A 21,082-nucleotide genomic window follows, 5' to 3' on the forward strand; every position below is an offset into this window, starting at 1 on the left:
TCAGTTGTCCGGCTGTTCGCGCTTGCGGAGCAGTACCAGGACCGCGCCGCCGATCACCACGAAGCCGATGGCCACGCCGGCGATCAGCGGGCTGATCGCCGAGCCGCCCGTCGCGGCGAGGTCGGTGCCGGGGGTCGTGGTGCCGCCGACCGTGGCGGGGCTGGGCTCGTTGTGGACCTGGGCCGTCAGGGTCGTGAGTGCGCCCTGGGTCTTGCAGTCGAGGATGCCGGTGAAGCGGTGGGAGAAACCGTGCGGCCCGGTGATCGTGAAGTCGTAGGCCTGGTCCTCCTGGAGCGGGATGGTCACCGTGCGGGTGGCGCCCGCGGGGATGGTGTGCTCGGCGCCCATCAGCTCGAAGGTGAAGGGCTGGTCACCCTTGTTGGCCGCGATGATGTCCACGCCGCCCTTGGCGCAGTCCTTACGGGCCGAGACCGCGGGTATGGCGCCCCCGGAGGCCCAGTTGGCGGTCGCGGTCGCGGAGACAGTGGACTCGCTGGAGCCGGCCAGTATCTGGGTCTGGCTGCGGCTGTCGGAGGTGAAGGCTCGGCCGACGGGCACCGTGGTCGAGGCTTGTACCGTCAGCTGCGCCGTGCCGGTCGAGGCGTCCTCCGGGATGTCGAAGTACAGCTGGCTGCCGTCCTTCGCGGAGGTCATGACCTTGCCGGTCTTGTCGATGATCCGCACCCCGCTGGTGGCCGCGTCCGTCGGCGGGGTCACGGCGACACCGGTCGCGTTGGTGTGCACGGTCACCGGCCCCAGCAGGTCACCCGGCCGGCCGGAGACCGCCGGCGGGTCCAGGGTGAGTGAGGCCTGCGGTTCACCGAGGTCGCCGGCGCTCTTCTGCAGATAGTCGGCGAGCTTCTCGGCCTGCGGGTCGACGGCGTCGACCTTCACGTGGTCGGAATAGCGCCAGATGGCCACCTGGGTGCCGGCCGCCGCGTCCTGCTCGGTGAGCGAGCCGGTGCCCGCCTCGTGGGCGAGGGCGGCGAGGTCGTTGATCTGGGGGTAGGAGTTCTGCAGGATCCAGCTGATCTTGCCGGCGTCCTTGTTGCCGCCCAGCGAGGTGCCGCTCCAGGACGTCTCCTCGTAGTAGGCGTCGCGCTGGGTCGGGTTGTGGAGGTCGACGCTGTACGTCTGCAGGGTGCCCCCGCCGTCGACGGACATCTCGAACAGGCCCGCCTGCACCCGCTGGTCGCCGCCGTTCTCGTGGATCACGGCCTCGCCGTAGGTCTTCAGGCCGTTGATCGTGGCCGCCGCTCCGCCCTCGGTCTGCGGTGTCTCGTCGGCCGCGGCTCTACCGGCGCCGGACAGCACACCGGCTGCCACGAGACCGGATGCCGCCGTGGCGGCGGCCAGGCGGGCCGCTCCGGCGGAGCGGCGGAACCCAGAGAACGCAACAAGCACAGAATTCCCCTTCGAGCGGGACCCATTGGACATGGGGGGCGGTCCCACCAGCAGAATCGGCAGCCCTTAGGGGCACGCCCGGAATCCTATGGATCACTCGGAGCCTCTCCCGTCGGTCGGATGATCCGATGGGCGATCCGATCCGTAATCGTTATCCCCGGGACCGTCCACGAGCTGGGCATATCGACAAATCAACCGGTTCGTACGGGGTGTTCGGGATCCGTGTCCCGCCGGGACCGGGCGGTCCCGGCGCCCCCCGCAGTAGCTGACGTCACGTCACCGCAGCTGGCTCCGGGGCCTGTTGGGCCGCCCCCTCGTCCGGTGTGCCGACGGGGCGCGGTGTCTCCCAGCTCGGCTCCGGCCGGGCCGCCGTGAGGGCGGCCTCCGGTTTGGCCGCGCGCTGGAAGGCGGCCGTACCGCGTGCGAGGTCGTGGCCGATCGCCACGGCGTCGATGTCGGCGGAGGCCCACTGCTGCTGCCCTTCGCGCACCTCCGTGCGCACCTTCAGCCGGCCCTGTACGACGAGCGGCTGGCCCACCTCCACGCATGCCGCCACGTTCACCGCGAGCTGGCGGTTGGCCCATACCGTGAAGAAGTTGGTGTGTCCGTCGGTCCAGGCACTCTTCTCCCGGTCCCAGTAGCGCGTGGTCACCGCCAGCCGGAACCGGGCCGACGGGCCCGCCGCCTCCCGGTACACCGGCTGGGTCGCCACGTTGCCCACCACGCAGACGATCGTCTCGTTCATGTCCTCGCTCCCCTCCCCCGCCCGGCTCTCGACGGCCGGGCGGACACCCGTACGGGCCCGTCCCGTACGGCTGCGTCTGCCGTGCCGGCGCGTACGACCGCCGTACGCGCCGGCACGTCCCGCCGATCGCGCGCGCCGTCCGCCGTCCCTCCGGTCGGACCCGCCCTGCGATCGCCGCGACCCCAGACTGCCTCCGCCGGGCCAGACCCGCTGAGCGCTGTGTACGGCCATCTCACCTGTGGAAATCCCCGTCGCCCTTACGAGTGACCTCCGCCCCCCGTCGCTGCCTTCACCCCCGGTGGCCGCAGCCGACCACCGGCTGACTTGTCCCGGGAGGCCGCGACCGGCCCCCAGCTCACGCACCCCGGGCGGCCCCCCGACCGTCAGCCCCCGCAGCCCCGAGCGACCACCTCCGGCCTTCAACCCAAACCCCCGGGTGACCGCAGCCACCCACCCCCCCAGCCCACGCACCCCCAGCGACCGCCCCACGTCAACCCACACACCCCTGAGCAGCCACCCCCGACCTTCAACCCACACCCACCCAGGCGACCGAGCCACCCGCCACCCCACAACCCACAGACCCCCGAATGACCGCCCCCCCCCCCCCCCCCCCCCCCCCCCCCCCCCCCCNNNGCCCCCAGCCCCCAGCCCCCAGCCACGCACCCCCAGCGACCGCCCCACCGTCAACCCACACACCCCCGAGCAGCCACCCCCGACCTTCAACCCACACCCACCCGGGTGACCGCAGCCGCCCGCCACCCCCAGCTCACGCACCTCCGACGGCCACCCACAGCTCACTCACCCCCGGATGACCGTCCCCGCCCCACAGCTCACTCACCCTCAGATGACCGCCCGCCCCCCCCAACAGCCCACGCGCCCCCGGCGGTCGCGACGCCCGTCAGCTCGCGCTGACGCCCGACCCGGTCCGTACAACCCGCCCGTACTGCTCGCGCACCTCCCGATAGCGCAACAGCTCTGCCGCCACCGGGTCCAGCACCCGGGCCCGGCCGCAGCCGGCGGCGGCCTCTCGCAGGCGCCGTTCCGCCTCCTGGCCGTAGCGCCGGGCAGGGCCTCTGGCCGCCATCCGGCAGCCCCACTCCACCAGTGGACCGCCGACGATCCCGCACACCATCAGCAGCACCGGCACCGCGAGGTTGGGCCCCATGACGCCGGCGATCTGGCCCGCCAGCCACAGGCCTCCCAGGATCTGCAACAGCGTCATGGCCGCCTGCACCAGCACCGCCACCGGCCACCAGCCCGGCCGCGGCGGCCGGCCCGGCGGCAGTCCGGCCCGCGCCGCCAGTTCGTCCAGCGCCTCCGACAGCCCGTGCGCACCGCGTACGGCCGCCTCACGCACCGCCTGCGCCCACGGCCCGGGCAGCCCGGCCGAGGCCCGGTCGGCCACCGTACGGACGGCCTGCTCCACGCGCTGCCTGGCCGTGATCTCCTCCTCGGCCTGGGGACGCACCGCGTGCCGGCCCGTCGTGGCGTCGCCGCGCCCCTGGTACCAGCGCCACAGCCGCAGCCAGGGCGTGCCGCAGGCGCGGTTGGCGTTGCGCAGCCAGGCGCGCTCGGCGGCGTCGCCCGCGGCGGTGGCGCCCACCGCGTCCGCGAGCCGTGCCGCGAACTCCTCGCGCGCCTCCTCGCTGAGGCCGACGCGCCGTTCGGCGGCGTAGACGGGCCGCAGGTCGGCCGCGGCGGAGTCCACGTCGGCCGCGACCCGGCGGGCCGCCGCGCCGCGCTCCGCCACGAACTGGCCGAGCGCCTCACGCAGTTCGCCGACGCCTTCGCCGGAGAGTGCGGACAGCGCGAGCACATTGGCGCCCGGTTCGCCGTGCTCGCCGAGCGCGACGCCGTCCTCGTCCAGCAGCCGGCGCAGGTCGTCCAGGACCTGGTCGGCGGCCTCGCCGGGCAGCCGGTCGACCTGGTTGAGGACGACGAACATGATCTCGGCGTGGCCGGACATGGGCCGCAGATAGCGCTCGTGCAGTACGGCGTCGGCGTATTTCTCGGGGTCGACCACCCAGATCACCGCGTCGACCAGCTTCAGGATCCGGTCGACCTGTTCGCGGTGCTGTACGGCGGCGGAGTCGTGGTCGGGCAGGTCGACCAGGACGAGCCCGCGCAGCTCCGCCTCGTTGTCCGGGTTGTGCGCGGGGCGGCGGCGCAGCCGGCCCGGGATGCCCAGCCGGTCGATGAGGCCCGCCGCGCCGTCGCTCCAACTGCATGCGATGGGGGCGGCCGTGGTCGGACGCCGTACGCCGGTCTCCGAGATGGCCACGCCGGCGAGGGCGTTGAACAGCTGTGACTTGCCGCTGCCCGTGGCACCCGCGATGGCGATGACGGTGTGCCGGCCGGAGAGTTTGCGGCGCGCGGCCGCCTCGTCCAGGACCCGGCCCGCTTCGGCGAGGGTGTGGTGGTCCAGCCGGGTGCGGGAGAGGCCGACGAGTTCGCGCAGGGCGTCGAGACGGGAGCGCAGTGGGCCGTCGTACGCCAGCGGGGGCGGGGGGTTGCTGCCCTGGCCCCGGCTGTCGGTCTCGCGTTCGGCGGCGAGCGCGGCGGCTGCGGCATCCGTGATGCGCCGGGCGATCAGGCCGTCGTCCCAGGTCTCCGCGGAGTCGGCGTCGGCGCCGGTGCCGGTGCCGGCGGCGGAGGTACCGGCGTCTGATCGGCGCCGGGGGTGCGCCTCGTCGCTGGGGCCGGGTTGCCGGGGGGTGCGGTGCGGCGGACGGGGGCGCCGGCCGCCGACCGCGTCGGCGCTCCTGCCGACGGCGGGCACGGCCGCCCGGCCCGTGTCCTGGTCCGTCACGCGCGCGTCCCGCTCACGGTCATCGCGTCGGCCGCGGTGGTCGCGTTCATCGCCTTCCCCGTCCTCCCCCTCGATCGCGGCCGCGGCCTTGTCCTCCCCGGCGTCCACGCCCACCGCCGAGGCGGCCGACGCGGAATCCTGGCCCGGAACCTCGGTCCGGTCCTCCGGGACGGCGGTGTCGCCGGGAGCTCCCGGGCTCGGGGGCACCAGCTCCCCGCGAAGGTCGCCACGCTCTCCGGGGTTCACGACCTCGGAATTCATGTGACCGCTGTGCTCAGTAAGCGCCATGTGGTCGGTGTGCTCCATCTGGTCCTGATCAGTGGCGGCCGTCACCGGTCACCTCTCCTTCTGCAGTACGGACAGGGCGGCGATGAGTTCGGCCTGGGGCGCGGGCTGGACGTCGAGGGCCTCCAGCGCGGCGAGGCGCCGCTCGCGTTCGGCGTTCATGACACGGTCCACGTACTCGGTCAGCAGGCACCCCGCCCGCTCGCGCAGCCGCAGCGCGCCCTGGGCTCCCATCCGGGAGGCGAGTCCCTCGCCCGCGTTGCGTGACCGGCGCCCGCCCAGCAGCACGGTGGCGACGACGGCGGCGACGATCTCGGGGTCGGGTGCGGAGGTACGCTCCAGCACCCGCACCTCGTCCTCGGCGTACTCCTCCATCTCGCGCCGCCAGCGCCGTACGGCGAGGCCGATGCGGTGCTCGGCGGTCTCCGGGGAGAGGTCTCGGGCGGTGAGGCCCGGGGCGCCGGCGGCGGGCTCGTGACGCCAGGCCTCGTCGATGCGCTCGTCCGCCGCGGTGACGGAGCACAGCAGCAGGGCGCCCAGACTCTCCACGAGCGCGTCGAGCAGTTCCCCCGAGGTGCAGTCCAGCGGGAAGGCCCGCCAGCGCTTGAGCGCGTCTCCGGCGAGCACCGCCCCGGACTGCAGGCGGCCGCGCACGCGCGCGTGCTCGGTGTCGTAGGCGGCGTCCACGGCGGAGGTGAGCCGGAGGGCGGCCGCGTACTGGGCGGCGGCGGCGCTGGCCAGCTCGGGCATGCGCGACTGGAGCGAGTCGAGGAGGCCGTAGGCGGTACGGGCCATGACCTGGTGTCGGGCAGCGGCGTCCTGGGCGTGGTGGACGAGCCAGTTCTTCAGGGGTGCGACGGCGGTGGCGGGCAGCAGTCCGGCGCCCCAGGCGGACTCGGGCAGCTCGGGCACCGTGAAGCGGGGTACGTCACCGAGCCCGGCCTTGGTGAGCAGGGCGCCGTACTGCCGGGAGACCTCGGAGACGACCTGGTGGGGCACCCGGTCCAACACGGTGACGAGGGTGGCGTCGTACTCCTTGGCGGTGCGCAGCAGGTGCCAGGGGACGGCGTCGGCGTAGCGGGTCGCCGTGGTGACCATGATCCAGATGTCGGCGGCGCAGATCAGCTCGGCGGCGAGGACACGGTTGTCGGCGATCAGCGAGTCGATGTCGGGTGCGTCGAGGAGGGCGAGCCCGCGCGGGAGGGTCTCGGCGGTCTCGATGCGCAGCATGCGCAGGGGCTCCTGGCGGGCGGGCAGCAGGAGATCGTCGGCGGGATCCGGCTGGGTCGCCCAGACCCGCGTCAGCTCGGGCAGCACGCGCATGGCGCTGAACCAGTGGTGGTCCTCCGGATGGCAGACGAGGACCGGCGTCCGGGTCGTCGGCCGCAGCACGCCCGCCTCGCTCACCCGCCGCCCGACGAGTGAGTTGACCAGCGTCGACTTGCCCGCGCCGGTGGATCCCCCGACGACGGCCAGCAGCGGCGCCTCGGGCTCTCGCAGGCGGGGTACGAGATAGTCGTTGAGCTGCGCGAGGAGTTCGTCGCGGTTGGCACGCGCGCGTGCGGCCCCAGGAAGGGGCAGCGGAAAGCGTGTGGCGGCGACACGATCGCGCAGAGCGGAAAGTGTGTCGAGCAGCTGAGGCCGTACGTCCAAGGTCACCACATGCGAAGAATGCCCAATTTGAGGGGGATTCTGAAGCATATAGGCATGTCTGCGTGCCGAGAGGACGGAACGGACGGAAGGAATCATTGGGACACAGGCACAGTCCAGGCATAACGAGTGCACAACACCCGGGGCGTCGGACGCCAAAAGCGATGCACGAATCGCACCTGCCTGCGATTATCAGGACCGCTTCACCGAACCTCCACATCGAGCCACGGAGGCGAAGCAACAGGGTCAAGGAACCGGGAGCCCTATCCTTGTCCCCGGGTCACGTCACGGATCACCGACCAGGGCATCCGCACGAGGCCACCACACCAGGCCCCCGTAGCTCAGTGGATAGAGCAGGCGCCTTCTAAGCGCTTGGCCGCAGGTTCGAGTCCTGCCGGGGGCGCTCTGTCTTGTCTCCGCCCTCCTTCGGGAGGGCGTTCTTGTCTCCGGCTCCCTTCGGGAGAGCGTTTCACCGCTCAGGGCAGACTTGTCCCCGTCCGTGAGAGGTGACAGGTACTCGGCAGGAGAGACGACGTGCGACTTCGCTGTGCGGTGCTGGACGACTTCCAGGGTGTGGCCACCGAGTTGGCCGACTGGTCGGTGCTCAAGGGCGAGGTGGAGGTCTTCTCGCTGCGGGAGCATCTGGACGGTGAGGACGCCCTGGCCGTGGCTCTCGCCGACTGCGACATCGTCGTCACGCTGCGCGAACGCGTCGCCTTCCCCGGCTCCCTGTTCGCCCGGCTGCCCCGGCTGAAGCTGCTCATCGCCTCCGGCATGCGCAACACCGTCATCGACTACGCCGCCGCGCAGGCCCACGGCGTCACCGTGTGCGGTACGCAGAGCTCGGGCATCCCGCCCGCCGAGCTGACCTGGGCGCTGCTGCTCGGCCTCGCGCGCGGGATCGCCGAGGAGAGCACCGCGCTGCGCACGAACGGCCCCTGGCAGTCCACCGTCGGCGCCGACCTGAACGGCGCCCGGCTCGGTGTGCTCGGTCTCGGCAGGATCGGCGGCCACGTGGCCCGGGTCGGGCTCGCCTTCGGCATGCGGGTCAGCGCATGGAGCCCGCGCCTGACCAAGGAGCGCGCCGCGGAACACGGCGTGGAACTCGCCGCGTCCAAGGAGGAATTGCTCGCCGACAGCGACTTCGTCACCGTCCAGGTGCCCGGAGGTGACAGCACCCGCGGCCTCATCGGCGCCGCCGAGCTGGCCCTGATGAAGCCGACCGCCTACCTGGTCAACACCTCCCGGGCGTCGGTCGTCGACCAGGACGCCCTGCTGGCCGCGCTGCACGCGGGCCGGATCGCGGGCGCCGGCGTGGACGTCTTCGACATCGAGCCGCTGCCCGCCGGCCACCCGATGCGCACCGCCCCGCGCCTGCTCGCCACACCCCACCTCGGCTACGTCTCGCACACCAACTACACGACGTACTACCGCCAGGCGGTGGAGAACATCCAGGCCTATCTGGCCGGGTCCCCGACACGGCTCCTGCCCTGAGCCCCCAGGCCATTCAGCCGGGAAGCGGTAACGCGGAGGAGGTCCGGCGCGCCTCACTCCGTCCGGTGCGGAGCCGGGTACCGCGGAGGCCGCCACCGTGCGGCTGCGCGCGTCCGCATGCATCACGGTAGGCCCAGAGACCTGGGAACTCGAACTGGCAGGCATCTGGGCCGAGTTGAGGCGGCGCGGCAGCGCCCGCAAGCGGCTGACTCATTCGAACAGGGGGTGTGGCAGAGCAAGGTCGCGGAGGTGCTCGGAGTGACGCGGCAGGCGGTCGGCCTGTGGCACCGGGCCTGGCGGGAGGGCGGCAGGGATGCCCCGTTGTCCAAAGGGCAGGGCGGCAGCCCGTACCTGTCCGCCGTGCGGGAAGCGGAGCTGGAGATCTTGCTGCGGGCCAGTCGAGATCGGGAGTCTGACGGTTGCTGGACCGGCTGGGCTGGTCCCGGCAGGTGCCCGAGGTGCGGGCCGTTGAGCGGAACGAGGAAGTGATCGCCGCGTTGCGCACGGAGACGTGGCCGGCGGCCTCCCCGCCGCGCAGGCCGCAGCGATGATCTACGCGGTCAAGCCGTCGGGCGGGCACCTTCCGCGTGGGCACGTACACCGAGTGCGCCTCTTACGAGGACGAGACCGGTGACCGCCCTCTCGGGCAGACCAAGCTCCCGCCCCTCCTGCCAAGGACCCGATCACCTTCAGCTTCGATTACCCGCACGCCTTCCGTGAGCCCGGTCACCTGCCGCCACCCGGCGGCGGTGCGCCATTCGAGGCGCCGGCTGCCGCCGACGGGGTGAGCCGGGATGCGGGACACGCGATGGCCGACCTCGCAGTTCCGACACAGTTGACGCGTTCTTGGATAAATACAGGTGCCGATAGAGGTGCTCGTCTCCGGAAATCCGGCCGAACTGGCCGTGTCACCGTTCTCGATCCCTGGTTCGGGTCCCTGTTCCGCGCCGCACGGCGGCGTGACCGCGCAACCCGGGGCCACGCCCACGACATGCAGGGAGACCCCACATGACGACGATCAGCGTGGGCCCCCCGGCCGTATCTGCCCGGGTCCGCTCCCGCCCGGCCCGCCCCGGCGCCGCTCGCCGCGAGCGGGGCGGCGCGCCCGTGCGTGCGCATGGTCGGCGTGGTCCCGCCGCCCGGGTGAGCACGTACCACTCAGTCACGGAAGCCCGACTGTGCGGCCGCGGACCGCGCGAGGTGAGCATGCGGGAGCCGCTCACGGCCCGTGCTCGGGAGGAGAACCGCGGTCTCGTCGGGCTCTCCTTCGAGAACGGATACGCCGACTTCGTCACGGGCGCGCCGCCCCGGCCTCGCCGTCGGCGGTGCGCTGCCACCGTGTTCGTGGCCTTCGGGCGGCTCGGGGGCGAGATCGACCGGGAGTCGCGCGGCCCGCACAAGCAGCCGCCCGGCGCGGACGGCATTCGCCGTCTCGTGGCCGCAGACGTCGAGGCCGCCGCGCACAACGCCGGTCACCGGCACGCCTGCGCCATCGCCCCCTGTCCCGGTATCACCGGCGATCCGGCGCTGCCGCACATCGACGCCGGCCGGTCCGACGCCTCGGCGCATCTGGAAACGAAACGACGGCCGGCCCGCGCCTGGGGCCGCGTATGGGAGAAGACCGCATGAGAGTGCTGCACATCATCACCGGTCTCAACGCCGGGGGCGCCGAGCAGCAGCTGCGTCAGCTTCTGCGTCATCTACCGGCCGAGGTCGAGTGCGATGTGGTCGCCCTGACCAGCCCCGGAGCGGTGGCCGACGGGCTGCGCGCCGACGGCGCGCGCGTCCGCCACCTCGGCATGGACGGCAACCGCGACTTCAGTGCCCTGCCCCGGCTGACCAGACTGATCCGCGCCGGCGGCTACGACGTCGTGCACACCCATCTGTACCGGGCGTGCCTGTACGGGCGGATCGCCGCGCGTCTGGCGGGGGTGCGGGCCGTGCTGGCCAGCGAGCACTCGTTGCTGGACGACTCGGTGGAGGGCCGGCGCGCGACCCTGGGTGTGCGCGCCCTGTACCTGCTCGGCGAGCGCCTGGGCCGCGTCACGGTAGCCGTCTCGCCGACGGTCGCCGGGGCGCTGCAGCGCTGGGGCGTGCCTGCCTCGCGCATCCGTGTCATCCCGGTCGGCTTCGATCCGGACCTGTTCCGCTTCGACGAGGTGCGGCGCAAGCAGGCCCGGATGTACTACGGGCTGCCGGACGACGCGTTCGTGGTCGGCGCCGTCGGCCGTCAGATTCCCGGCAAGCGCTTCGACGTGCTCGTGCGGGCGTTGCCGCATCTGCCCGCCGAGACGCGGCTGCTGTTGGTCGGCGACGGGCCTGAGCACGCGGCGCTGGGACGCAACGCCCGGGACCTGGGGGTCGCCGACCGAGTGGTGCTGACGGGCGAGCGCCCGTACCTGCCGGACTTCCGGGACGGCGCACCCTGCATCCCAGACCTGCTGTTCGCCATGGATGTGCTCGCCGGGCCGTCGATGGCGGAGACCTACCACATGGCGGTGGTGGAGGCGCTCGCGAGCGGGCTCCCCGTGCTCTACACGACCGCCCCCGCCCTCTCGGTCCTGCCCCCGGGCTCGATGCCGCGCGCCCTGCGCGTCACGGGCGGTGCCGAGGAGTACGCACGGGAGTTGCTGCGGCTGCACGCGGCGGGTCCCGGCGAGCGGACCGTCCCGGAGGTGGTATGGCACAACAGCATCCAGAACATCGCCCGGCAGACATCGCGTCTGTACACGGAAGTCCTGGCCGGCTCGACCCGGAAGTGAGCCTCTGACAACCGGCACCGCCGCTGCTCGGCGCCGTGGCCGGAGGCGTGTACGGCGCAGTGCGGACACCGCGGTACACGGCCACCAGCTGCGTCGTGGCCGTACCGGACGAGCACCGGTGCGTCGGCTCCCATGGGCGCTCGGCTTCGCGCAGGCGCACGGCCTCCTGTTCACGCAGCTCACGGGGCTCGGGGAGGACGCGCGTATGGTCTCCCTCTCGGCGACCTCCCGTCACGCCGGCCTTGCCGCCGGCATCGCCACCGCGGTGGCCGGCTCGCCGGCCGAGAACGCCGACCGCTCCGTTCGGGGCACCGGTGTCAGACTCGTGCGTCTCTCCCTTGCCCTGACGCCCGCCCAGCCGTCGTCGGCGTCCCGCGGGCTGACCGCGCTCATGGGCGCCGGTGGCCCGCTGGGCGGCCTGGCCGGGACGTGGGTGCCGGCTCCGGTCCACTCAGCGACGTCCAAGAGCAGTTGGGATGAGCGTGTCCGGTGGCTCGCTGTCGGTGGAGTTGTGCACCGACGAGCGCGGGTCCGCCCGCTGGGCGAGAAGTGGGCGTGGCCGCACCGGGCATGCCCGTTGGCGACGCCGTTCCCCAAGGGTGCCTGGGTGCGTCGTGGTGGCTGCCGGACGGCACGCCGGGCCGCTTGCAGTTCGTCCCCCTGCACCGGCGCGGAGTGTTGACGGCCGCGGCACCGTTCATGCTCGCGATGAGCCCTGCTGGTACCGCTGGTACCCCGAGACCCTCGTCAAACAGTGTTTCCCGCCGTACCGCGCCACTGTTGGGCGCCGCCGGTACCTGACCGGTCGTAGCGGCTGGGCGACCACATCTGTGTGACCCGTCATCGGCATGAAGGGCCGTCCGGGCGCGGGCCGGGAGGGCCCTTCGGCTGTGGGCAAGGACATCAAGAGCGACAGTGGCGCGCGATGCGTCGTACGGGTGCTCCTGCCCCGGCGACGGAATGGGCCGCGGTATGTCGCAGCCGATCCGCGGCGTCGGCCGCTCCTACATTTCTATGTAACTGTCACATTATTTGCTTCTAATTCGGGAGGAGTACTGTCTTGGTAGGAGTAGTCCAGGCGCTGGGCGATGCCGAGGGCTCGGCAGCGGTGTCACCGCCACCGCTCCCCGGCGAGACACGCGCTGACCCTGCGTACGCCCGCGTCAAACGCACGCTCGATGTGGTGCTCTCCGCTCTTCTGCTGATCGCCTTCCTTCCTCTGATGGCGCTCATCGCTCTCGCGGTGGCTGTCAGCAGTGCGGGACCCGTGATCTACCGGCAGGCTCGGGACGGGATGGGGCAACGATCGTTCACCATGCTGAAGTTCCGCACCATGGAGCACAATTCGACCGTTGACGTGGCGGCACTGCTGCTGGCCGACGGCAGCGAGATGTCCATCTGCACCAAACCACGGCACGATCCGCGCATCACACCGGTCGGTCGTTTCCTGCGCAAAACCTCGTTGGACGAACTCCCTCAGCTGATCAACGTGCTGCGGGGCGACATGTCGCTGGTGGGGCCGCGCCCCAACGTGCGCCCCGAGAACCAGCTGCTGTGCCCGGAGCACCGGGCCAGGCGACTGTCCGTCAAGCCGGGCATGACCGGGCTGTGGCAGGTGTCGGGTCGCTCAAGCACCACGGCCGACGAGGCGATCCGGCTCGACCTGCGGTACGTCGCCCACTGGAGCCTGCAGTTGGACCTGCTGATCCTCCTGCGCACGCTGCCCGCCGTTCTGAGAACGAGCAATGCACGGTGATCCGGGCCGCGCCACGGAGGACGGCGGGCGGACCACTGTCCTGCATGTCGCGGAAGCATGGGGCGGCGGGGTACAGACAGCGGTCCGCGACTATGTGCGATCCGTTCCGGAAGTGCGGCACCTGCTGCTGATGTCCGAGCGCTCCGACTGCCAGGTCGCCGACACGGATGCGATCTTCGACGGCGTCTGGCGGATGCCGCCCGGCCACTTCGCTCGCGTCCGTGAAGTGGGCCGGCTGTTCCGTGAGCTGCGGCCGGACGTGGTCCACGCCCATTCCTCCCTGGCCGGAGGCTATGTGCGCCTCGCCCTCGCCGTGCCGACGGACCGGATCGTCTACACCCCGCACTGCTACGCGATGGAGCGCGGCGACCTCGCGCGGTACGCGGCGGCAGCGGTGCGGGCGGTCGAGCGTGTGCTGTCCCGGCGTACGGGCACCGTGGCGGGTGTCAGCCCCCGTGAGGTCGAACTCGCCCGCTCGCTGCGCAAGCGCCAGCGAGCCGTCCACGTACCCAACCTGGTGCCCTGCCAGGAAACCGTGGCAGCCGTCCCGTCGAATCCGAGGGCGGAACCCGAAGTCCGCACCGGCGACACCGGTCTGCCGCCGCGAACCGTTGCCGCCGTCGGCAGGCTGTGCCCGCAGAAGGACCCCGCCTTCTTCGCCGAGGCGGCGGCCGAAGGGCGGCGGCTGATGCCGTCGAGCAACTGGTTCTGGCTCGGCGGCGGCGAATCCGTACACCGTGAGCGACTGGAGCGAGCCGGCGTGACGGTCACCGGCTGGCTGGACCACCGCTCCCTGCAGCGCCTGCTCGCTCAGGCGGACGTGTACGCGCACACCGCACGCTGGGAAGGCGCGCCGATGACGCTCCTGGAGGCGGTGGGGCTGGGGCGGCCGGTGGTGGCGCGGCGCATCCCGGCCCTGGAGTCTCTGGGCCTGACCGGCCTGGTCGACACGCCGCTGGATCTGGCGACGGCGGCCGTCGCGCTGCTGACGCATGGCCCGGGCGAGAAGACCGACGCGAGGCTGGACCAGCTGTTCGCCGAACATACCCCGGAGCGGCAGCGCACGATGTTGCGGTACGCGTACGACCAGTGACGGTCGCCGACTGCGCACCGGACGGTGATACGGCATCACGCAGAAGAGCGCCGGACTCTCCCCCGCGGTCGTGGGAGAGTCCGGCGCTTTCCATGAACGTGCGGCGAAGCCGGTCAGAGGGCCTTGCTGTTGCAGCCCATGGTCGAGCCGAGGTTGTTGGGCTGTGCGCCCGGGGAGCCCTCGCCGTTCAGCAGGTTGCCGGCCAGGCCGTTGAGGGCGCCGACGCTGCCGAGCACATTGATGTTCATGTCGTGCGAGCGGCACTCGGTGGACTGTGCGACCTCCAGGTCGTGGCCCGGCTCACCGTGTGCGAAGGCGGTGTTGACGCCGAGGGAGCCGACACTTCCGAGCATGGCGCCCACGAGGACGGCCTTCTGAAACGTGCGCATTACTTCTCCGTTGGTCGAGCGGTTGCGATCTGCAGCAGATCGAGTGGGGGCGGCGGACAGCGCCGGAGGTGATCAGCCGATTCGGGGCAGACCCAGCGCGCCGACGGGAGGCGCAGCGACCGATCCGAGGCCGAGCCCGGGCGCCTGCGGTGTGTCAGGCGCCACCAGCGGGTTGACGAGCGGGTTCACCTGCGGGTTCACCGACGGGTTCACCTGCGGGGCGACCTTCGGCGGACCGTCCGCGGCGCCGAAGGTCTGGGGCATGGCGACCTGCGGGGCGACCCGCGGCATGACCTCCGGCGCGGACTGCGGGCTGACCTGCGGCATGACCTGCGCCGTCTGCTGGGGGGCGGGGGCCGGCTGCGGGGCGGCCTGCTGGCCGTACGGCGAGTTGGAGGCCTGCGCGGAGCCGCCCGACGAGGCCGAGGCGACGGCGTAACCGGTCGGCTGCTGCGGCGGCGCGGGTGGCGGCGGAGGGGCCTGCATCATCGGCTGGGGGTACGGCTGCGGAGCGGCGACCTGTGCGTAGCCCCGCGAGTGGGACGCCGCCTCGGCCATCGGACCGCTCGGCGGGGGCGGCGGCGCGTACTGCGGCGCGTACTGGGGCGGCCCGTACTGCGGCGCGTACTGGGGCGCGTACTGGGGCGGCCCGTACTGCGGCGCGTACTGCGGTGGCGCGTACTGGGGCGGCCCGTACTGCGGCGCGGGGTACTCGGGAGCCGACATTGGAGCGGCACCGTACCCGACGGGAGCGTCGGCATGGCTGACGCCGGCGCCGATGGCGGTCAGACCGCCGGCCGCTGCTGCGACGACAGCGGCCTTGTGAAGCTTGCGCATGGAACCCTCGGCCCTTCGAAACCTGAACAGGAAATCCGTTGTATTCAGTGCAGTCTCGCGTGCGCCCAGTCGGATATTCGTACTGCACCTTTGCGGGGTAACTACCGGGCCACACAAGGACTCACGCCAGAGCCGGCAGCGAATTCCGTAACCCCTCCGTGATCCATGATCGCTGCCCTCTCCCAGCTGGCAACGACTTTTCCCCCGCCGCGGTCACGGGACTTGAAAGCCCGTCACCCATTTGCCATTGACGGCCGGTCGCCCCGGAGCATGATTGCAGAGGCGTCCGGAACGCGGCGGCGCGGCACACAGGGCCTCGGGCAAATGGGTGATCAGGGCCCGCAACTCCGTGTCCAAGGCCCACTTCCGTCGTTCCCACTGGGCCAGAGCGATGGTCCGTCGCAACCGCACAGGGCAGCAAGAACAGCAACAACTGCACTGGCTCACCAGCATTTTGAATCGTTCCGTGCACAGGTCAATGAAGGGCCGAGGGTTTCATGCGCAAGCTCCAGCAAGTCGCGCTCATCGTCGCAGCAGCCGGCGGTTTGTCCGCCGTCGGCGCCGGCCCCAGCTCCGCCGCTCCGGACTACAACGGCGGTTATCCGCCCCCCGCTTCACAGCCGGACGCCCAGGCCTCCTCGGCGAGCTCCGCGGGGGCCACCGCACAGAGCTACGGCCCGCAGCAGGCGGCTCCGCCGCAGCGGGGTGCGGAGGTCACGCCGGAGATCAACCCGACCCTGAGCCCCTCCCTCAGCCCGCAGATCTCCCCGCAGGCGACCCCGGGACAGGGCGGCGACTCGCTCCAGAGCAACCTCTTCCGCCCGTCCCAGGAGTGCAGCCCGCAGTCCCTGTTGGGCGCGAACGTCCCGGTCGCCCTGCTCGCCGCCGCCGACACCCATGGGATCGAGTGCAGTCAGGGCAACACGCAGTCGAACGCCCTTGCCCACTCCGGGCACTAGAGCCGCCCGACAACCGAACACCGACGCCCGACGGGCCCTTCGAGGAGCATCCTCGAAGGGCCCGTGTGCGTGCGGTGCGGCTTTCGGGTGCTTTTGCCAATAGATCATGAACTCGGCGCGTCGCTGTCCACTTTGGGGTATTTCCTATTAATCTCCGGTAACTGTAAGAAGGCGATCAACTACAGATCGCAACCACTTCACTCCACCGGAGATGGACATGCACAAGCTTCGCAAGGCCGCCGTCCTGGTCGCCGCCATCGGCAGCATCGGACTCGTCGGCGGCACGGCACACGCCGGCGGCCAGGAAGGCGGCGGCAAGGGCGGCGACAGCGGTGGCCGCTTCAGCGTCCTGCAGAGCTCCAACTGCAAGTCGCACGACCTGAACCTGGACGTCCTCGGCGAGGTCGGCATCCTCAACGGCCTGCTGGGCAACGCGCTCAACGGCGAGGGTGACCCGGGCGCCCAGGCCACCCACATCGGCTCGACGATGGGCTGCAGCAACAGCGCCTTCTGAGCCCACCGCCGCAGGCGCGGCGAGAGCGGAAAATGATCCCGGCACCGAGCCTCACGCTCGGTGCCGGGACTCTTTTTGCGCCTCGTTTTTCGCTCCATTGAGCATTCAGAATGATAATTGAGCATTCAGAGTGAAGAGAATTACGAATTCGGCGCGTCGCTGTTTGTCTACGCATATTTCCTATTACCGTCCATAACTGTTCGAAGTCGATCTCTCACGGATCGCATCCACAACTCTTCCACCGGAGTAGACATGCACAAGCTGCGCAAGGCCGCCGTCCTGGTCGCCGCCCTCGGGAGCATCGGGCTCGTGAGCGCCGGCGCCGCCCACGCCGACCAGAGCTTTGGCGGGGGCAAGGGGGGCGGCGGAAGCCGCTTCAGCGTCCTGCAGAGCACGACCTGCAGGTCCCACGATCTCAACGCCGACGTCCTCGGCGAGGTCGGCATCCTCAACGGCCTGGGCGGCAACCTGCTGAACGGCGAGGGCAACGCCGGTGCACAGGAGTCGCAGCTCGGCTCGAACATGGGCTGCAACAACAGCGTCGGCAAGTAAGCGAGTAGGCAGGTAGCAGAACCCCTTCCCCGGTGTCCCGGCCGCGAGGCCGAGGCACCGGGGAATTCCATGTAGCGGGCAGAACCTGCCCCCAGAAAGCCGAAATGCCGGACCGGGACGATCCCGGTCCGGCATTTTCCGATCGCGCGTCAGACGCCTGCGATCGCCCCTCAGAACCCGAAGTGGGGCTTCGGGAAATGTGGCTTCTTGAAGCCCTTGGGCAGCTTTACCTCGTTGGAGCAGTTCACCACCGGCCCGACCTTCCTGGATCCGCCGCCCAGCAGATCGCCTTCAGGAAACACCACGCGCGACCGGTCGACGACCGAGCAGTCCTGCGCCTGCTTGATGATGTGCTTGCCGTGCCGGTCGGTGCGGATCTCGCGCTTGTGAATGCAGATGACGTCGCCCATGGCGGTGGTCTTGCAGTCAGGCCTGGGGCCGTCGGGGAGCGCGTGTGCGGCGCCGACACAGATCACGGCGAGACTTCCGACGAGCCCGGTGACGGTCGCAATTTTCTGCCGAGTGAACATGTGCTGTGTTCCTTTGCGCTGAAGGCCCGGCGTCTGCGCCATCCACCGGCGCACACCCGGGCCTTGAAGAAGGTCGAAACGGGGACCCAGCGCCTGGACGCATGAACGAATGCGTCCGGCGGCGGCATTGCCGCAGCCCGGACGCGCACCCTGAGGGGTCTGCCACGCGTCCGGGCTGCCTTCGCCATGGGGTATTACTCAGCACACCGGCGAACAATCCGAGTTGGTCCAATACTGGGAAATACAGTTCGTGCGACGTGCATATCGCGTTCCAAAGGAATGCCGATGCGCTACGGCCGCTCCTCGTGCTCACCCGTGCGCATCGTGGACCGGGTTGGTCTTACTGGCCGCCCTGACCCTCGCTGTAACCCCCCTCGGGCGCGGGGTCGTCGTGGCCCCGGCCGTGGGTGTTGTAGCCGCCGTACGTGGCCACGGCGTTGGCCGACGAGTTGGCCACAGCGGTGTACTCCTGCGACGGCTGCTCGTGGTCTTCACCGCCGCCGGCGAAGCTGACACCGACACCGAGGACGGACAGCCCCGCAACCGCCGCCGCTACGACCGCTGCACGCTGAAACTTACGCATGATTGACCCTTTCTTGCCCGGGCACGCAGCCCTGGTTGACTACTTATCGTGAGCATATACTCACGATCAGTAGCAATTTGGGATCTTCGGTCATACGTCGTGTCGGGTCACCGCAAGGCGTTCACAGGGAGGTTTCCGTCCGGAGTCTCAGTCCAGCAGGCCGGGGAATTCCATTTTGCCGTCACCCTTGTCGCGGGGCGGCGCGGAGCAGGTCACTTCGGGCCCGTATTTGATGGTCCCGTTGCCCAGGGCGGCCGGCAGCGTGATGGGCTGCATCGGCATGCAGTTGTCCTGGTGGGGGATGACGCCGTCCTCGGGGATCTGGCCCTGGATCTTCTGGATGCAGGTGACGTTGCCCTGAAGGTCGCGCGTGCAGACCCCCGGGTCCGCCGCGGCGTACCCCTGGGCGAGGCCGGTGCAGGTCACGGCGAGGCCGCCGACGAGCCCCGAGACGGCCGCGAGCTTCTTTCTACTGAGCATGTGTTGCGTTTCCTTTGTGAGGGGCGCCAGGGCACCGTGCGCCGCGAACCGGCCGCACCCTGCCCTGACTTCGTCCTGGGAGCCGGGCGACCGGCCGGGTGCGAGGGGAACCCTTCGGAGGGTGACCCGAAGGGTTCCGCGGACGGCGTCGCGTGTGCCGACGCCGTCGACCTCAGCCAGTGAAGGCGTTGTTGAACTGACCGCAGGTGGTGTCCAAGGTCTGAGAGAGGCCGAGCACCGAGACCGGGAGGCTGCCGTCGGCCACCGTCTGCGGGCTGCACTCCTGGTAGGGGCGGTAGAGGTCGTTCACCTCAACCCCGCGACCGTGGGCGTAGGCCGTACCGGCGCCGGCACCGACGCCGGCCAGGCCGCCGGCCGCCACTGCTGCGATCACGACTTGCTGAAGCTTGCGCATGGAACCCTCGGTTCTTCCTTGCTTGGACATCGAGGCTGATTGCCTACCGTGACTGAGCGAACACTACCAGTAGCGATACGCGGTATTCCACTTTGCCGGATATCCGTGTCCAAAAGGGGACATGGGTACGAAGGCTGTGCCGGGCAAAGGCAACTGCCGCATTCACATTGCGGGTTGCGGAAAGGCAGGCCAACGCGGATGGAGAAAGGGGAAGTTGGCCGGCCCGGTATTACGAAAATGTCGGTTCGGTGGCCAGGAGACGAGTGTGCGCGGGCACGGACACCACGAGATCCCGCAGCGCCTCGATGTAGCGCCGCATGTTCTTGTACGCGATGTCGGTGTCGGGGTAGCGGCAGGCCAGCCACAACCCCTCGTGCAGCCGGGTGATCCAGACGCACACCTGGTCGCCGTACGACACCCGGAGCAGCCCGTACACCTTCTGCTCCGGCCAGTGGGCCGAGCCGGGGACGTCGCGGGCGTCCACGTAGGAGACGATCGAGTACAGGTCGGGCGAGGTCGGGCGGAAGTCCGCGCCGAGCAGGCGCAGTACGCGGGCCAGCGGGATGCGCGCCAGCGACCGGTTGGCCTGCAACTCCGCGCGGACGGCGGTCAGCGCGCCGTCGAAGTCCCGGGCCGCCGGCACCTCGATCGGTGCGCCGCCGACGTACCAGCCCACGGAGTCCGACCACGCGGACTTCACCCGGGTGTGGAACGGTACGACCGTGCGGTAGACCGGCTCCCCGCCGAGCTGGTGCACGATCAGGCTGGTCGCGGCCAGGACGCCCACCATGCTGCCGCCGTAGGGCCGGCAGTACGCCTCGAACGCGGCGGCGGCGTCCGCGTCGACGAGCGGCTCGCGCATCAGTTTCTGGGCGGGCAGCGGGCCCCCGGGGCGCAGACCGAGGTCGACGGGGAAGGCCGGAAGCGTGCCGTCGCCCCGGGCGATGAACTCCCGCCAGCGGGCGACGATCGCGTGGGTGTCGTCGATGCCGTCGGCGTTCGCCCGCTCCTGCTCGCAGAAGTCGACGTAACTGCCCACCGGCGCCCCGGCCAGGGACCGGCCCGTGACGCCCGCCCGGTACAGCTCGTGGATCTCGTCCGGGATGCGCTGCAGGGAGTAGGCGTCGACGTTGGTGTGGTCGAACGCCAGGTACACGCTGGTGGAATCGTCGCGGACGACCGCCGCGTAGATGAAGTTGGGCCAGCCGAGCGCGTCGGCCGCGACGTCGAATCGGTCCTGCAGATAGCGGACCAGCGTGTCCGCGTCGGCGAAGTCGCCGACCACCTCGCGGTGCAGGGACACGTCGTCCTCGTCGAGCGTGAACCGGTGCATGTCGTCGCCGGCCCATCTGAAGCCGCTGCGCAGCGTCTCGTGCCGCAGGGTCCAGCCGCGCAACGCCTGTTCCAGCGCGTCGAGATCGGCCGCGCCCGGCAGATCGAACGCCGTGCCGATCCAGGTCGGCACGAAGAGCCCGTCCTCGCGCACCGAACGCGCGGTTCTGATGTGCGACTCCTGGATGTACGACGGCGGCCGCGGATCCGGCGGCAGCGCTGCCGCGGCCGCGACGGTCGCCGGGCTGAACGTCCACTCGACGAGATGTCCGGGCCGCGCTTCGCAGCGCTGAATGTCAGAAATTCGCACAGGGGCGTCTCCTTCGCAGAAGACCCAGACTTGATCAGCGGAGAGCCGTGCGCCGGGCGGCGGTTGCCGTGTCGCCGGCAATTCAGCGGGACGTGTGATGCCTCGAACGGCGAAGCGAACGTTCGGGATGATCGAGGCCGGCAACGCGGCGCGCTCTCACCGCTGTCGACCGGAATGCCGACT

The 21,082-nt window shown here is 70.9% G+C and carries 20 protein-coding genes and 1 tRNA gene; 10 read left to right on the forward strand and 11 right to left on the reverse strand.

From position 1 onward, the window contains the following. The 4 genes from AV521_RS30700 to AV521_RS30715 form a co-directional block, all read right to left on the reverse strand. Positions 1-1,437: a TQXA domain-containing protein gene (locus AV521_RS30700; protein ID WP_179023489.1), complete on the reverse strand. Its 1,437-nt coding sequence runs from the start codon at positions 1,435-1,437 to the stop codon at positions 1-3. 238 nt (positions 1,438-1,675) lie between these two features. Beyond that, entirely contained in the window at positions 1,676-2,149 is a 474-nt protein-coding gene (locus tag AV521_RS30705; protein ID WP_076092895.1) for a single-stranded DNA-binding protein, read from the reverse strand. 898 nt (positions 2,150-3,047) lie between these two features. Beyond that, positions 3,048-5,219, reverse strand: a complete 2,172-nt coding sequence (locus AV521_RS30710; protein ID WP_371917079.1) for a GTPase — start codon at positions 5,217-5,219, stop codon at positions 3,048-3,050. Positions 5,220-5,294: 75 nt separating this feature from the next. Further along, entirely contained in the window at positions 5,295-6,905 is a 1,611-nt protein-coding gene (locus tag AV521_RS30715; RefSeq protein WP_076092899.1) for a dynamin family protein, read from the reverse strand. Between the two features lie 318 nt (positions 6,906-7,223). Here AV521_RS30715 and AV521_RS30720 point away from each other — a divergent pair. The 7 genes from AV521_RS30720 to AV521_RS30755 all read left to right on the forward strand — a co-directional run bounded on the left by AV521_RS30720 (position 7,224) and on the right by AV521_RS30755 (position 13,998). Next, positions 7,224-7,296: transfer RNA gene (locus tag AV521_RS30720), tRNA-Arg, on the forward strand. A 131-nt stretch (positions 7,297-7,427) separates the two neighbouring features. Then, entirely contained in the window at positions 7,428-8,387 is a 960-nt protein-coding gene (locus AV521_RS30725; RefSeq protein WP_076092901.1) for a D-2-hydroxyacid dehydrogenase family protein, read from the forward strand. A 419-nt stretch (positions 8,388-8,806) separates the two neighbouring features. Further along, on the forward strand, positions 8,807-8,938 hold the full coding sequence (locus AV521_RS52810; RefSeq protein WP_079249472.1) for a winged helix-turn-helix domain-containing protein: 132 nt from the start codon (positions 8,807-8,809) through the stop codon (positions 8,936-8,938). 655 nt (positions 8,939-9,593) lie between these two features. Beyond that, the gene (locus AV521_RS30735) at positions 9,594-10,016 is read left to right on the forward strand and encodes a hypothetical protein (RefSeq protein ID WP_143658668.1); all 423 of its coding nucleotides are present in this window, start codon (positions 9,594-9,596) and stop codon (positions 10,014-10,016) included. Continuing rightward, on the forward strand, positions 10,013-11,149 hold the full coding sequence (locus AV521_RS30740) for a glycosyltransferase (protein WP_076092905.1): 1,137 nt from the start codon (positions 10,013-10,015) through the stop codon (positions 11,147-11,149). Before AV521_RS30735 ends, AV521_RS30740 begins: the two co-directional genes overlap by 4 nt. 1,060 nt (positions 11,150-12,209) lie before the next feature. After that, positions 12,210-12,905, forward strand: a complete 696-nt coding sequence (locus tag AV521_RS30750) for a sugar transferase (RefSeq protein ID WP_079249473.1) — start codon at positions 12,210-12,212, stop codon at positions 12,903-12,905. Then, the gene (locus tag AV521_RS30755; protein WP_076092911.1) at positions 12,895-13,998 is read left to right on the forward strand and encodes a glycosyltransferase family 4 protein; all 1,104 of its coding nucleotides are present in this window, start codon (positions 12,895-12,897) and stop codon (positions 13,996-13,998) included. Before AV521_RS30750 ends, AV521_RS30755 begins: the two co-directional genes overlap by 11 nt. A gap of 113 nt (positions 13,999-14,111) precedes the next feature. On the opposite strand, the gene AV521_RS30760 is transcribed toward AV521_RS30755, so the two are convergent. Beyond that, a complete protein-coding gene (locus AV521_RS30760) occupies positions 14,112-14,387 on the reverse strand; it encodes a hypothetical protein (protein ID WP_076092913.1) in 276 nt (91 codons plus the stop codon). Positions 14,388-14,459: 72 nt separating this feature from the next. After that, positions 14,460-15,224 (reverse strand): hypothetical protein, encoded by a 765-nt coding sequence (locus AV521_RS30765; RefSeq protein ID WP_076092915.1) that lies wholly within the window; start codon positions 15,222-15,224, stop codon positions 14,460-14,462. Between the two features lie 497 nt (positions 15,225-15,721). Here AV521_RS30765 and AV521_RS30770 point away from each other — a divergent pair, with 497 nt between their 5' ends. From AV521_RS30770 to AV521_RS30780, 3 genes are all read left to right on the forward strand, one after another. Further along, the gene (locus AV521_RS30770; RefSeq protein WP_076092917.1) at positions 15,722-16,183 is read left to right on the forward strand and encodes a hypothetical protein; all 462 of its coding nucleotides are present in this window, start codon (positions 15,722-15,724) and stop codon (positions 16,181-16,183) included. 217 nt (positions 16,184-16,400) lie between these two features. Next, on the forward strand, positions 16,401-16,697 hold the full coding sequence (locus AV521_RS30775) for a hypothetical protein (protein ID WP_076093006.1): 297 nt from the start codon (positions 16,401-16,403) through the stop codon (positions 16,695-16,697). A 252-nt stretch (positions 16,698-16,949) separates the two neighbouring features. Next, on the forward strand, positions 16,950-17,249 hold the full coding sequence (locus tag AV521_RS30780; protein WP_023550652.1) for a hypothetical protein: 300 nt from the start codon (positions 16,950-16,952) through the stop codon (positions 17,247-17,249). A 170-nt stretch (positions 17,250-17,419) separates the two neighbouring features. On the opposite strand, the gene AV521_RS30785 is transcribed toward AV521_RS30780, so the two are convergent. The 5 genes from AV521_RS30785 to AV521_RS30805 all read right to left on the reverse strand — a co-directional run bounded on the left by AV521_RS30785 (position 17,420) and on the right by AV521_RS30805 (position 20,899). Then, positions 17,420-17,779, reverse strand: coding sequence for a hypothetical protein (locus AV521_RS30785; RefSeq protein WP_076092919.1), 360 nt, complete (start codon positions 17,777-17,779; stop codon positions 17,420-17,422). A gap of 340 nt (positions 17,780-18,119) precedes the next feature. After that, entirely contained in the window at positions 18,120-18,362 is a 243-nt protein-coding gene (locus AV521_RS30790; RefSeq protein ID WP_076092921.1) for a hypothetical protein, read from the reverse strand. A 147-nt stretch (positions 18,363-18,509) separates the two neighbouring features. Beyond that, a complete protein-coding gene (locus tag AV521_RS30795) occupies positions 18,510-18,842 on the reverse strand; it encodes a hypothetical protein (RefSeq protein WP_076092923.1) in 333 nt (110 codons plus the stop codon). A 172-nt stretch (positions 18,843-19,014) separates the two neighbouring features. Beyond that, positions 19,015-19,257 carry a hypothetical protein gene (locus AV521_RS30800; protein ID WP_023550648.1) on the reverse strand — a complete coding sequence of 81 codons (243 nt, stop codon included), beginning with the start codon at positions 19,255-19,257 and terminating at the stop codon, positions 19,015-19,017. 229 nt (positions 19,258-19,486) lie between these two features. Next, positions 19,487-20,899 (reverse strand): condensation domain-containing protein, encoded by a 1,413-nt coding sequence (locus AV521_RS30805; RefSeq protein ID WP_076092925.1) that lies wholly within the window; start codon positions 20,897-20,899, stop codon positions 19,487-19,489. Positions 20,900-21,082 lie beyond the last annotated feature (183 nt).

Origin of the sequence: Streptomyces sp. IMTB 2501 (assembly GCF_001953885.1) — a bacterium.
Lineage (GTDB): Bacteria > Actinomycetota > Actinomycetes > Streptomycetales > Streptomycetaceae > Streptomyces.

What these genes read in the sequence shown, in the direction of transcription:
- AV521_RS30705 (WP_076092895.1), bottom strand. Translation starts at nt 2,149, where the DNA reads ATGAACGAGACGATCGTCTGCGTGGTGGGCAACGTGGCGACCCAGCCG.
- AV521_RS30780 (WP_023550652.1), top strand. Translation starts at nt 16,950, where the DNA reads ATGCACAAGCTGCGCAAGGCCGCCGTCCTGGTCGCCGCCCTCGGGAGC.
- AV521_RS30785 (WP_076092919.1), bottom strand. Translation starts at nt 17,779, where the DNA reads ATGTTCACTCGGCAGAAAATTGCGACCGTCACCGGGCTCGTCGGAAGT.
- AV521_RS30740 (WP_076092905.1), top strand. Translation starts at nt 10,013, where the DNA reads ATGAGAGTGCTGCACATCATCACCGGTCTCAACGCCGGGGGCGCCGAG.
- AV521_RS30710 (WP_371917079.1), bottom strand. Translation starts at nt 5,219, where the DNA reads ATGAATTCCGAGGTCGTGAACCCCGGAGAGCGTGGCGACCTTCGCGGG.
- AV521_RS30700 (WP_179023489.1), bottom strand. Translation starts at nt 1,437, where the DNA reads ATGTCCAATGGGTCCCGCTCGAAGGGGAATTCTGTGCTTGTTGCGTTC.
- AV521_RS30735 (WP_143658668.1), top strand. Translation starts at nt 9,594, where the DNA reads ATGCGGGAGCCGCTCACGGCCCGTGCTCGGGAGGAGAACCGCGGTCTC.
- AV521_RS30760 (WP_076092913.1), bottom strand. Translation starts at nt 14,387, where the DNA reads ATGCGCACGTTTCAGAAGGCCGTCCTCGTGGGCGCCATGCTCGGAAGT.
- AV521_RS30770 (WP_076092917.1), top strand. Translation starts at nt 15,722, where the DNA reads ATGCGCAAGCTCCAGCAAGTCGCGCTCATCGTCGCAGCAGCCGGCGGT.
- AV521_RS30775 (WP_076093006.1), top strand. Translation starts at nt 16,401, where the DNA reads ATGCACAAGCTTCGCAAGGCCGCCGTCCTGGTCGCCGCCATCGGCAGC.
- AV521_RS30790 (WP_076092921.1), bottom strand. Translation starts at nt 18,362, where the DNA reads ATGCGTAAGTTTCAGCGTGCAGCGGTCGTAGCGGCGGCGGTTGCGGGG.
- AV521_RS30795 (WP_076092923.1), bottom strand. Translation starts at nt 18,842, where the DNA reads ATGCTCAGTAGAAAGAAGCTCGCGGCCGTCTCGGGGCTCGTCGGCGGC.
- AV521_RS30800 (WP_023550648.1), bottom strand. Translation starts at nt 19,257, where the DNA reads ATGCGCAAGCTTCAGCAAGTCGTGATCGCAGCAGTGGCGGCCGGCGGC.
- AV521_RS30765 (WP_076092915.1), bottom strand. Translation starts at nt 15,224, where the DNA reads ATGCGCAAGCTTCACAAGGCCGCTGTCGTCGCAGCAGCGGCCGGCGGT.
- AV521_RS30755 (WP_076092911.1), top strand. Translation starts at nt 12,895, where the DNA reads ATGCACGGTGATCCGGGCCGCGCCACGGAGGACGGCGGGCGGACCACT.